The organism is Thermodesulfobacteriota bacterium (assembly GCA_040753795.1).
GTDB lineage: Bacteria > Desulfobacterota > Desulfobacteria > Desulfobacterales > Desulfosudaceae > JBFMDX01.
The window spans coordinates 47,425-60,106 of record JBFMDX010000024.1 but is presented as its reverse complement, the minus strand read 5'-3'; the positions used below and the strand labels follow the sequence as shown (position 1 = coordinate 60,106).

Genomic DNA, 12,682 nt, shown 5'->3' with positions numbered 1-12,682 from the left:
GACGATATATCGCGTACGCGAACAAAATTGCGTTTAAAAACTGTAGGTGACCTTGGCAGCATAGAGGTTCCAGTTCCTGGCCACGTCTTCCAGGGCCATGAAGGTGCCGTCCATGATGTGCCCCTCGACCTTGGCGCACCAGTTCCGGGTAAAGTCGTAGCGGGCGGACAGGCAGATGTCCTTGAGCCAGGCCCCCCATTTGGGCTTATCGGGATAGGTCTGGACAAAATCATCACCATCCTTGTCGTGCTTGTCATAGTACAACTCCGAGTAATAGGCGCCGACTTCCAGACGGTCCAGCAGCCGGTAAGCGGCTCCGCCGTAATACCCCTGCATGGTGGTGTCGATGTCGATCCGCGGCGGAATGGGGAACAGGGCGAAGGTGGCCGGATCCATGACGGAACTGATGTTGATGGTGAAATCAAGGTCGTACTCAATATACTCGGCGGCCAGGGTGAGGCGTTTGGCCATGTATTCGGCGGACAGGACCCGGACCTCAAACGGTTCGAATTCAACATCGGCCCGGAGCGGCGTGGTCAGGCCGAGACCGCCGGTAAATTCAGGCGGCAGGGGCAGGTCGGTGGCCATTGTGATTTCGGGGTCGTTCATGGAAAACATGCTGGCGCTGAGTTTTAACCCGAAGGGGGATTCCCACTGCAGTTGTCCGGTGTAGGTATATTCCTGGTCCGATCCGGTGACTTGCATGCCCAGGTCCGCCATGAGGGATTCAAAAGCGTCGGCAAGGCCACCTTCTTCCTCAAAGGGAGACGTCCCCGCCAGCGCCTGGTAGGAAAAGCCGCCGGGAAGTTCCCCGTAAATGCCGCCCCCCTTGATCCGGCTGAAGGACTCCCGGAACCATTCCGGATAAACGCTGGTGGGCAGCAGGATGCTGGTGTGAACCATATCCAGTTTCCGGGTTTCATTGTAAAGTCCGAAGGGGATCTTCATCATTCCGCCCCGGAATCCCAGGTAATCCCTGAAGGCATAATCGCCGAAGGCCCAGTCCACGTCAACCTCGTCGTTGCCGTTTTCGCCCAGGTCATAACCGAAAAGCTGCATGCCCAGGGAAAGATCGTCAAACAGTTGGGACGAAAAATTGATGGCCATTTCGTTAAATTCAAATGATCCCTTGTGGGAGTCCGTGATAAGAAAATCCTGGTCATGGTTGGACTGCATGAACCCCTGGCTGACGAAGCCGTGAATCTGAATGCTGTTTAAAACGTCGGACATTTTCATTTCCGTTGCTCCGATCGGCACGGTCGACAGGGTAATCAAGACGGCGATGAAAAGGGTTCCCAGCTTTTTCATTTTTTTTCTCCTGATTTTTTCAGAGGGACTCGGTTGACGGGCTTTATATAAATTAAAATGTAATTTCATGGTTACCATACATTTATGCCGGTTGCAAGAAAACGGAGCGGGTCAGCATAATCCTTTCCTGCTGAACGTTTTGTGGCGTGAAAACCCATGAATATCAGTGCTGTTGCGAATAATGTGCCGAAAAATAAAATCGCTGATTTTTTAATTTATTGCTAATAATTTCATAATATTAAATGTTTTCTTCGCCTGGCGGGAATACTGTCCGTCCGGTAGGGACGATACCACAATGTCCTGAAAAATCGGATTGATTCCTGAAATATTGGGCGGTTGGCGCGATACGGGTGACGGATTTTCAGGCCCGTCGTCATCATGGTTTAGTGTCCATCCAAGGCTATGAAAAGGGACACTGAACCGTTTCCAATCCAGTCCCGCCATGGCGGGATTGCGCAAGGTCAAGGAAAACAAGGGGTTTTGCGGAGGCGTACTTTTCGTACGCCGCACAGAAAGCCCCGCAGTTTGACGCAGAGATTGCGAAAAAAGGCCATTTATGGATGGAAACTGGTTAAACCGGGTATGGACATCCCGGTCTGCCTGTGTATAATCCCCCGGAAGTGCTTAATGCCGATTTTTATAATTGACGAAATAAGGAGCCGCAAATGATCTCAGCAACCGCCCAGGCCCTGGGAATCGACCTGAAACAGGTCCAGGCCGTGGCTGCCCTGCTGGAGGAGGGCGCGACCATCCCGTTTATCGCCCGTTACCGCAAGGAAGCCACCGGCAGCCTGGATGAAGTGGCGGTGGCGGACATCCGCGACACGCTTCATCAGCTCAAAGAATTGAACGACCGGCGGCAGACCGTTTTAGACTCCCTGGAAAAGCACGGCCATCTTACCGACGAGTTGAAACAGCGCGTTCTGGCCGCGGACACCCTGGCGGTGCTGGAGGATATCTACCTTCCTTATAAACCCAAGCGCCGGACCCGCGGGGTCATGGCCCGGGAAAAAGGACTGGAACCCCTGGCCCTGGCCATCCTGGAGCAGAAGGGGCTGGATCCCCGGGCGGCGGCGGAACCGTTTGTCGATCCGGAAAAAGGGGTCGCCTCCGTGGACGAGGCCCTGGCCGGTGCCCGGGACATCATCGCCGAGATGGTCAATGAGGATGATGCCGCCCGGGCCGGCCTGCGGGAACTGTTTTTCAACACCTCCACCGTATCGTGCCGGGTCATCGCCGGCAAGGAGACGGAAGGGGCCAAGTACCGGGATTATTTCGACTGGAAGGAACCGCTGAAGGATGTGCCGTCCCACCGCATGCTGGCCATGCGGCGAGGAGAAAAGGAGGAGTTCCTGATCCTGTCCATCACTCCTGATGAAACGGCCGCCGTCGCCATCCTGGACCGGCTGTTTGTCCGGGGCGAAACCGAAGACGCCGCCCAGGTGGCCATGGCCGTGCGGGACGCCTACAAGCGGCTTCTGTCCGTGTCCATGGAAACCGAGACCCGCCTTCAGGCCAAGAAAAAGGCCGACACCGAGGCCATCCGCATATTCGCCGAAAACCTGCGCCAGCTTTTGCTGGCCCCGCCCCTGGGCGCCAGGCGGGTCATGGGCATCGATCCCGGGTTCCGGACCGGCTGCAAGGTGGTCTGCCTGGACCGCCAGGGCAAGCTTCTCCACTGGGACACGGTTTTCCCGCATTTTTCCGAAGGCGGTCTCCAGGACGCGGCCGGACGGGTCAAAGCCCTGTGCGATCAGTTTGAAGTGGAGGCCATTGCCGTGGGCAACGGCACCGCCGGCCGGGAGACCGAGTCCTTTGTCCGTTCCATTTCCTTTTCCCGGCCGGTCCAGGTCATCATGGTCAATGAAAGCGGCGCTTCCATCTATTCAGCGTCCGAGGTCGCCCGGGAGGAATTCCCGGATCATGACATCACCGTCCGGGGCAGCGTCTCCATCGCCCGGCGGCTCATGGACCCGCTGGCCGAACTGGTCAAGATCGATCCCAAGTCCATCGGGGTGGGGCAGTACCAGCACGACGTCAACCAGACGGAACTCAAGCAGGCCCTGGACGACGTGGTGGTCAGTTGCGTCAACGGCGTGGGGGTCGATCTGAACCGGGCCAGCGCCCAACTGCTGACCTATGTTTCCGGCCTGAACGCCGCCATCGCCAAAAATATCGTCGCCTGGCGGGAGGCCAATGGCCCGTTCCCGTCCCGGGAGACGCTGAAAGAAGTCCCGCGGATCGGCCCCAAGACCTTTGAACAGTGCGCCGGGTTCCTGCGGATACCCGATGCCGCCAATCCCCTGGACGCCAGCGCCGTCCACCCGGAGAGCTACCCCATCGTCGAGGCCATGGCCCGGGACCTGGGCGCCCGGGTGGCCGATCTCATGCGGGATCCGGACCTGCGCCGGCGGATCGATCTGGCCGCCTACGTCACCGACACCGTGGGCATGCCCACCCTGACCGACATCATGGCGGAACTGGCCAAGCCCGGCCGGGACCCGCGCCGTACCTTCGAGGCGGTCTCTTTTACCGAAGGCGTCAACACCATCGACGATGTCCGGCCGGGCATGCGGCTGCCGGGCGTCGTCACCAACATCACGGCCTTCGGAGCATTCGTGGATATCGGCGTGCACCAGGACGGGCTGGTCCATATCAGCGAAATGGCCGACCGGTTCGTCAAGTCTCCGGCGGATGTGGTCTCCGTCCAGCAACGGGTCATGGTTACGGTCCTGGAGGTGGACCGGGACCGCAAACGGATCGCCCTGTCCATGAAGTCGGCGGCGGCCCCGACCGGGGACAACGCCGCCCAGCCGCCCCGCAAATCCCCGGCTCCGGGCCGAACGAATCCCGCCGGCAAAAAGGTAAAGAAAGAAACCGCCTTCAACTCGCCTCTGGCCGACGCCCTGCGCAAAAGCGGCCTGTCCTGAGCCGTATATTGACATATCCTCCCGGTTTCGCTATTATTTCCGATTCAAAATTGAATTCACCGGATAAGAGGAGAGGGGCTGCAAGATGAATCCGCATGTGACGTACCTGCTGTGCGCGGGGACCGCCACCGTGGTCGCCGTGATCATGGTCCGGCTGGCGTACAAGAAAACCATTGTCACCACCATCGGCAATTCCATTGTCATGGGCGGGGCGATATCCTCGCTGGTCACCTATGTCTTTTATGTGACGCGCTGGGAAAGTATCTTCGGGATTATTCCATTTGGCATAATGGTTTTTTTCCTCATGCTGCAGCGGATCCGGCGGAGAATTCATCAGCCGCTCAAGGCCATAGTCGCCATCAGCAACGCCATCTCCGAGGGACGGCTCAAGGACAGCGGCATCGATACCAGCGCCTTTGCCTCGGAGAACGAGCTGGGGGAACTGTCTCACAGCATTTACGGCACCTACCAGGACCTGAGCCGGATCGTATCCGATATCGTTCAGAACATCGGCATTCTGACCGGCACCGTGGATGTGCTGGTGGATAAATCCGGACAGCTCCAGACCAATTCCATGCAGATGAAAGCACAGTCCGCCAACGTATCGGCGGCTTCAAAGGAAATGAATGAAAGCATGGCGACGGTCTCGCAATCGGCCGAGCAGTCGGCCAAGCGGTTAAACCTGATTTCCATGTCGATCGAAGGGATGAGCGTGACCGTGGGGGAAATCGCCCGCAATACCGAACTGGCCCGGGGTATTTCCAGCCAGGCCGTGTCCCAGACCGGAAGAGCCGCTGAAAATATTCAGCGGCTGGAGTCCAGCGCCCAGGAGGCCAACACGATTATCGACACCATCAACGAGATTGTCGACCAGACCAAGCTGCTGGCCTTGAACGCCACCATCGAAGCGGCCCGGGCGGGTGCTTACGGCAAAGGCTTTGCCGTTGTCGCCGATGAGGTCAAACAACTGGCCAATCAGACCCAGGAGGCGGTGGAAGGCATCCGCCAGAAACTCACGGCCATGGCCCGGGTCCGGATGGAAACCATTAGTGATATCGGTCAGATTAACGATGTCATCCGCAAGGTGGACGAGGTGGTTTCGTCCATCGCCGCTTCCATCGAAGAGCAGAACATCTCCACCAAGGACATCGCCCGGAACGTGGAAGAGATCAATCGCGGCGCTTCGGACGTCAACCGCAAGGTGATGGAATCGGCCGGCCTCTCCCGGCAGATGGTGACCGATATGTCCGACCTGGGGCAGGCGGTGGACGATGTCAGCGCGGCCGGGGAGTCGGTCCGGGAAAGCGCCGGGAAACTGTCCCTGATGAGCGAAAAGATGACGCAACTGGTAAGCAAGTTCGAGGTGTGAAAGGATTCCGCATGACATATCAGGAAATGCAGCGGATGCTGATGGAGGAGTTGCGGCTTTATCATTATCCCATAGCGGTTAAATTTTTTTTTGACCAGTCCCGGGTCGACGCTTTTAAGGAAAAGGCCGATGAATACCATTCACCGGTCAAGCCGCTGACGTTCTGCCAGTGGGAGATCGCGGCCCGGATGCAGGGCCGGATCGTCTACGGCGAGAAGAAGCACCTGGGGTGCGGCAACGCCCAGTACAATTTCGGCTGGAAGGAACTGGACGAGGGCGAAATCAAGGGCCAGGCCAAATACACGAAATCCCTGGAACAGGCCGAGCGCTTTATCCGGACCAAGGCCCGCATGACCGAAGGCCTGATCGGCATCGCCGTGGCCCCCCTGGCCAAAGCGGATGTCTTCGGCGGGCCCGACACCGTCCATTTCTACTGCGACAACATGCAGGCCTACCACCTGGCCGTGGATTACATGGCGGCCACGGACACCCATCCGCTGCGCGGCAACATCACCATGAATTCCTCGGCCTGCGGGGGGAACATCTGGAGTTTCCTTAACCGGGAATTCAACATGCTGCCGTCCTGTTCCGGCGCCTATAACGCCGGCAAGACCGAACGGGGCGAAATCAACGTTATCATCCCCGGTTCCGCCATCGCGGCGGTTTGCCTGCGGCTGAAGGAGCGGATCGATGAGTGCGGCAGCGGCGCCATCACGCGCCCCGGCGACGGGTTCCCCGGCGCGGACATCTGCAAGAACTGTCCGCTGATCGTCTTTAAGAAAGAACCCGGTAAAGAAGCGTAACTCACATTCGCCCGGTCAGGCTGATCAGTTCATCCGCCGTTCGGCGGTAGATTTCGGGCAGGTCTTCGGCCACGTAAGCGGCCACCTTGCTGTTGTGCAGGCTGACCATGCCGTGCAGCAGGCTCCAGACCTGGATCAGGCGGCGGAGGACGGTGCTGTCATCCGTTTCTTTATCGACCATCTCCCGGATCATGTCCGCGGCCATGGCGGCGATCTCCATGGAGATCCGCAATTCGGTTGCGGAAAGCTGCTCGTGGGGCGTGCCCCGGTAGTCGTCGTGCTTGGGTGTCGGCAGGACAAACATGATGTCGTAATAGCGGGAGTGGTCGATGCCGAACCGGATATAGGCCTCGATCATGGCCCGGGCCCGGGCCTTTCTATTCCGGTGTCCGCCCCGGGCCTTTCCCAGGGCCGCGTGCAGCATTTCAAACCCCTTGACCACCAGGGACAGGTAAATTTCGTCTTTACCCGAATAATAGTTGTAGATGTTGGGGGCGGTCATGCCCACCCGGCCGGCCAGGTTGCGCATGGTCAGATCGTCCAACCCCTCCCGGATGATGATGTCCAGGGCCTGGTCCAGGATGACGTTGCGGATTCGCTCTATTTCTTCGGGGTCGCGGGGCGTTCTCATGGGCTGACCTTGTTGAGGGTTCGGCAGATTTTCTTGTGGACCCGGTACAGGCGCAGGAACTGCCCGTACAGGGTGTCATAAATCTCCCGGTTCTCCGGGCGGGGATGATAGGTTTCGTCAAAAACCACCAGTCCGGGGATATCGTCAAACCGGATATGGCCCAGGGCCACGGCGGCGATAAAGGCCGCGCCCCGGGCATTGGCCATCATGGGCTCTTTGACCTTGCGGATGTCCCGGTTCAGCACGTCGGCGAATATCCGGCACCACAGGTCGGATTTGGCGCCGCCGCCGATGATGTTGAGAGGGTCCAGCTTCCGGCCGATGAACCGTTCCACGTAGGTCAGGCTCCAGCGGTTGTTGTAGGCCACGCCCTCCATGACCGCGCGGATGATATGGCCGGCGGTGGCGGTCTGGGACAGGTTGAACAGGCCGCCCCGGATGGTTTCGTTGTCCACCGGCGTGCGTTCACCGTTGAGCCAGGGGGTGAAGATCAGTTTGCCGCTGCCGGCCGGCGCCCCGGCCGCCAGTTCGTTGATGTGGCGGTAAACGTCCGGCCCGGTTTTCCCCCCGGCGTGGCCGGCGTAAAATTGCTCCACGAAGAAATCCAGGGCTTCACCGGCAATGTCCTGTTCGTTGACGGACTGGTATTTGCCGGGGATGGCGGTGGGGAAGGAAGCCACCGAATGGAGCACGTCGGTCTTTTTGAAGGGAACGACGCACTGCACCCAGGAGGAAGTGCCGATGTAGAGGTGGCCGGCGAAATCGGCCACCGCCCCGGAGCCGATAAGCGCCGACTGGTGGTCCGGAGAACCGGCCACTACCGGCGTGCCCCGGGGCAGACCCATGCGGTCGGCGTTTTCGTCGGTGACGGCACCGAGGATGTCGGTGGCGGCCACCAGCGGCGGCAGCTTGTCGCGATCGATGCCGAAGTCCCGGATCAGCCGGTCGTCGTAACGGACGTTGTTGATGTCGCGGATGTCGGTCACCCAGAACAGGTGGATGGAGTCGAAGGTGGCGGCGAATTCGCCGGTCAGCTTCAGGTTGAGAAAGTCCTTGCTGGGCAGGAACATGTAGGTCCGCTCGTAGATCTCCGGAAATTCGTTCCGGATGAGCAGGACATGGCCGATATCGTCCTTGCCCGACAGGGTCGGGGCGCCGCCGGTCCGGTTCACCCAGCGCAGGGCCCGGATAACGCCGTAGCCGTCGAAGCTGGGGAACCCGGCCATGGCCTTCTTGACATAAGGCCCGCCCCGGGTGTCCATCCAGGTGATGGCGTTGGCCAGGGGGCGGCCCTCCCGGTCCACGGCCACGGTGCTGGAAAAGGTGCTGGACACCGACACGGCCACGATGTCGGTTTTGTCCACCTTGCCGGAACCCGTCAGCCGGGCGGAAGTGTTCAGCACCGCCTGCCACCACTCTCCGGGATCCTGCTCCACTCCCCCGCCGGGAAGAAAATGAAGGGCGGTTTTTTCAAAGGTGAAATCCACCACCCGGCCGAAGACCGAAATCAGCGCGGTCTTGATACCGGATGTACCGTGATCCACGGCCAGAATATATTTCTCCCGGGTCATAGTGGTCAGCCTTGTTTTTTGGCCGCCGTCAGCAGGCTTGCCGCCGCCAGCATGTCCATGGTGGTTTTTTGGCCGTCTTCGTCGATGATGTCGATGATGAGCTGCTCGCTTTTGGACGGGGACTCGGCCCGGTTTTTCGAAAGAACACCCGGGATCAGCGAAACAAAATCCAGGGGATTGATGCCGGCCTCGGGCGGGAAGATTCCCTGGCGGGTGATTTTGCCCTGCTGCAGCAGGATGGCGCCCAGGGCCGCGGGAATGCCGGTGCCTTCTCCCAGGGCCTGGGAATCCGAGGCCATGTGGAAACGCAGTTCCTGGCGGCGGCCTTCCTTTTTTCCGGTGACCACCGTGGAGGTGCAGCCTTTCTGGTTACCGAAGGCGGTTTCTTTCAGGATTCTTTCCCGCTCCCGGATCAGGAAGGAGGCGGCAAAATCATAGGGGCTGACCTTGACCCCGTCCATGTCCAGGGGGGTCCGGTCGGCCATGCCCAGCCGGCAGACATCCATGGTCAACTGATAATAGGCGGCCGGCAGGATGGTGCCGCGGTTGGTGACCTGTTTCACCTTGAGATATTGGGGCAGGGTGACCTGTTCCGGATGGGGGTAGGGATAGACCATGATGCCGCTGCCCAGGATCGGGAAATCAAAAGTCCGCCGCAGGGCCATGCCGTCCGGCTCGAAAAATTTCACGTATTGCAGCCGGCCGTCCAGGTACATGGGGATATCGATGGACATGCAGTGAAAGCGGTGGCCGATGACGCCCTTGCCTTCAAAACTTTCGCCGCCGTGGGCGTGGAAGATGTCCACGGCCTCGGTCTCGTCCAGCAGGTGGTCGGCCGCCAGCTTGGCCAGCAGGTTGGTGGCGCCGGGGGAATTGCCCATGCCGATGACCATGGTGATGCCGGCCTTCTCCGCCCGGCCGCTCATGGCCAGCAGATCGCCGGTGACGTCCACGTCATCGCAGATATCCAGGTAGTTGATGCCGCTTGCGATGACCGTCTCGACGATGGGCATGACCGTCTTGTAAAAAGGGCCCACGCAGTTGACCACCAGGTCGCAGCCGGTGATGGCCTGTCGCACGGTCTCCGGCTCCAGGGCGTTGACGGCCGTGGCCGAAACCGGTTTGGTCTTTATGCCCGCGGCCAGGGACCGGGCCGTGTCCAGGTCAATGTCGCCGATGACGATAGAATCAAAAGTTTCATCCGCGGCCAGGGTTTTCACCACCACCCGGCCGACCGCTCCGCATCCGCCTAATACGATTACTTTTGCCATGTTGCTTTCTCCTGAAGGTTAAAAATTTAACAAAGTTAAATTTAACATAGTTCAGTGAAATGGGGATGTCAAGAAAATTTTGGGATTTTAGTAATTTGTTTTCCTTATATTGAAATGTTATATTAATTGATAATCTTATTTCCCGGTTACGATGAAAAGACAATTTACGGTTTCCACAAAAATCTGGTTAAGCTTGAGCCTTCTGGTGCTGGGGTATTTTATCTCCATCTCCCTCGGGTTTTATCTGGGGCGGCAGACGGAATACCGCCTGGCAAGGGTTTCCGAATACCTGTATCCGGCCGCCAGAGACAGCCAGACCGCGCTGGCGGCTTTTGACGAGCAGGTCAAGATTTACCAGGAAGCCATCATGATGGGCGAATCTCTCTATTTTACCTCGGCCGACAATCAGGCCGGGCAGGTAGATAAATCCCTGTCTCAGATCGCCGGCCGTCAGGACACGAATGCCGGGAAAATTGAGGAAGTAGCCGCTATCCGGAGGGAGTGGAGCGCTTTCACGGAGAGGGCCCGGGAGTTTTATCCCCTGCTGTTGAGTCATATGTCCCGCACCAACGCGCAAGCGGCGCTGACGGAGGTGATGAATGAAACCGCCCGCCAGCTTTCCCGGGAAAAAGACATGGTTCGGTCCGATCTGTCACGGTTGGCAGGTTCCTTTTCGCGGGAATTGAACGATGAACTGGCTTCCATCCGGAAAATCAGCAAGCATCAGCGCTACCTCAACCTGATTATCTTTATCCTGGTTTTAACGGTGGCGGTTATATTCACGTCACTGATTATCAATCGTTCCATTATCCGGCCTCTGGGCAAGACCCTCATGCTGGAAAAAGCCATGGAACAGTCCCGGGACGGGATTGTGGTGGCTGATGTGAACGGAGCCCTGCAGTTTGTCAATCGGGCCTGGGCTGAAATGCACGGTTTTGAACCCGAAGAACTGGCCGGCGTTCACATCTCCTTTTTTCATTCCGAAGAACAGTACCGGCAGGAGTTTATCCCTTATCACGAGGAAGCGCGGGTAAAAGGGGCCGGTTCCCGGGAGGTGGGCCACCAGAAAAAGGACGGCTCGATCTTCCCGACCATGATGACCGCCGGTGTCATCCGAACCAGCGACAACAGGCCCCTGCGGCTGGTTTATATCGCCAGGGATATTTCAGGACAGAAGGAACACGAAAAGGAGCTGCGACAGGCCAAGGAGGACGCCGAGCAGGCGGCCCGGACCAAAAGCGAGTTCCTGGCCAATATGAGCCACGAGATACGGACCCCCATGAACGGGATCATCGGCATGGTCCGGCTGCTGCTGAACTCGGACCTGGACAGGGAACAGCGGGAGTTCGCCGAAATCATTCAGCAGAGCGCCGATCTGCTGCTGCTGATCATCGATGACATTCTCGATTTTTCCAAGATCGAAGCCGGCAAACTGACGATCGAAAAGATCGACTTTGATATCATCAATACCGTTGAGACCACCGGCGAAATGCTGGCCTTAAAGGCTTACCAGAAGCAGCTGGATCTGTTTTACAGCATTGATCCGGAAGTGCCCATTTATCTCAAGGGCGATCCTCACCGGTTGAAGCAGATCCTGATCAACCTGGCCGGAAACGCCATCAAGTTTACGGACCGGGGTGATGTGGCGATTCATGTCGGACTGGTTGACGAAACCGAGGCCAACGCCAGGCTGAAAATCACGGTTACCGACACGGGCATCGGCATCCCCGCCAACCGGCTCAGCCTTCTTTTCCAGCCGTTTTCGCAGGTCGATTCCTCCACTACCCGGGAATACGGGGGTACCGGCCTGGGCCTGGCCATCTCCAGGCAACTGGTGGAAATGATGGGCGGAGAGATATGCGTGGAAAGCGAGGAGGGGCGGGGTTCCACTTTCTGGTTCACCGTCGAGCTGGAGAAACAGCGGGAGGACCAGATCCGGCGGGAACTGCTGCCGGACGCCATCCGCGGCAGGCATATCCTGCTGGTGTCCGACAATGTCAACGAAATGAAAGTTCTGGCGAGTTATCTGATGTCGTGGGACTGCCGTTTCCATAATGCCGCCGGCGGGGCGGAGGCGCTATCCGAGATGATCCAGGCCGCCAAGGCAGACCGTCCGTATCACCTGGTCGTCATCGGATATACCAACGGCCAGTCGGACGGACATTCCCTCCAGAAGCAGATCCGGTCCACCCCCATCATCAGCAAAACGCATGTGGCCCTGATTGCTCTGCCGGAAGAGTCCGCTCAGGACATGGCCGAAGGTGACAGTTTAACCCTCCTGCTGACCCGGCCGATCAAACGCTCCCATCTTTTTAACTGCCTTATGGCGACCCTGGGAGATGTCGGCGGGAAAGAGCCGGAGGACATTTCGGCTAAAGCGGCGGTGCCGACCATCCAGGGGGCTACGGATCATTCGTCCCATCGGATTCTGATCGTGGAAGACAACCCGGTCAATCAGATGCTGGCGACCCGTATTCTTGAAAAATTCGGTTTCCAGGTCCGGGTCGCGACCAACGGCCAGGAAGCGGTCCGGATACTGGAAATGGAGCTGTTTGATGTCGTTCTGATGGATGAGCAGATGCCGAAGATGGACGGTATCACGGCTACCGCCATAATACGGGACCCGGGATCAAAGATCAGAAACAATCATGTCCCCATTATCGCCATGACCGCTCACGCCATGACCGGTGATCGGGAGCGATTTATCGCGGCCGGCATGAACGACTACATTGCCAAGCCATTCCGCCTGGAACATCTGTATAATGTCGTTTCCAAGTATATCCCCATTTGACATCCCTG

8 protein-coding genes are annotated in these 12,682 nt (G+C 58.5%); 4 read left to right on the top strand and 4 right to left on the bottom strand.

Annotated elements, in window-relative coordinates:
- Window positions 1-33: 33 nt before the first annotated feature.
- On the bottom strand, window positions 34-1,308 hold the full coding sequence (locus AB1724_18675; GenBank protein MEW6079839.1) for a hypothetical protein: 1,275 nt from the start codon (window positions 1,306-1,308) through the stop codon (window positions 34-36).
- Window positions 1,309-1,973: 665 nt separating this feature from the next.
- On the opposite strand from AB1724_18675, the gene AB1724_18670 reads away from it, so the two are divergent.
- The 3 genes from AB1724_18670 to AB1724_18660 all read left to right on the top strand — a co-directional run bounded on the left by AB1724_18670 (window position 1,974) and on the right by AB1724_18660 (window position 6,410).
- Window positions 1,974-4,238 (top strand): Tex family protein, encoded by a 2,265-nt coding sequence (locus AB1724_18670; GenBank protein MEW6079838.1) that lies wholly within the window; start codon window positions 1,974-1,976, stop codon window positions 4,236-4,238.
- 85 nt (window positions 4,239-4,323) lie between these two features.
- Complete coding sequence (locus AB1724_18665) at window positions 4,324-5,607, top strand: methyl-accepting chemotaxis protein (GenBank protein ID MEW6079837.1); 1,284 nt, start codon at window positions 4,324-4,326, stop codon at window positions 5,605-5,607.
- 11 nt (window positions 5,608-5,618) lie between these two features.
- Window positions 5,619-6,410 (top strand): DUF169 domain-containing protein, encoded by a 792-nt coding sequence (locus AB1724_18660; protein ID MEW6079836.1) that lies wholly within the window; start codon window positions 5,619-5,621, stop codon window positions 6,408-6,410.
- A 1-nt stretch (window position 6,411) separates the two neighbouring features.
- On the opposite strand, the gene AB1724_18655 is transcribed toward AB1724_18660, so the two are convergent.
- From AB1724_18655 to AB1724_18645, 3 genes are read right to left on the bottom strand one after another with little or no spacing between them, the layout of a single operon-like run.
- On the bottom strand, window positions 6,412-7,041 hold the full coding sequence (locus tag AB1724_18655) for a TetR/AcrR family transcriptional regulator (GenBank protein ID MEW6079835.1): 630 nt from the start codon (window positions 7,039-7,041) through the stop codon (window positions 6,412-6,414).
- Window positions 7,038-8,612: an FGGY-family carbohydrate kinase gene (locus AB1724_18650; protein ID MEW6079834.1), complete on the bottom strand. Its 1,575-nt coding sequence runs from the start codon at window positions 8,610-8,612 to the stop codon at window positions 7,038-7,040. The genes AB1724_18655 and AB1724_18650 overlap by 4 nt, the downstream gene beginning before the upstream one ends.
- A gap of 5 nt (window positions 8,613-8,617) precedes the next feature.
- A complete protein-coding gene (locus tag AB1724_18645) occupies window positions 8,618-9,883 on the bottom strand; it encodes a saccharopine dehydrogenase NADP-binding domain-containing protein (protein ID MEW6079833.1) in 1,266 nt (421 codons plus the stop codon).
- A gap of 151 nt (window positions 9,884-10,034) precedes the next feature.
- Between AB1724_18645 and AB1724_18640 the strand changes: the two genes are divergently transcribed.
- Entirely contained in the window at window positions 10,035-12,674 is a 2,640-nt protein-coding gene (locus AB1724_18640) for a response regulator (protein MEW6079832.1), read from the top strand.
- Window positions 12,675-12,682 lie beyond the last annotated feature (8 nt).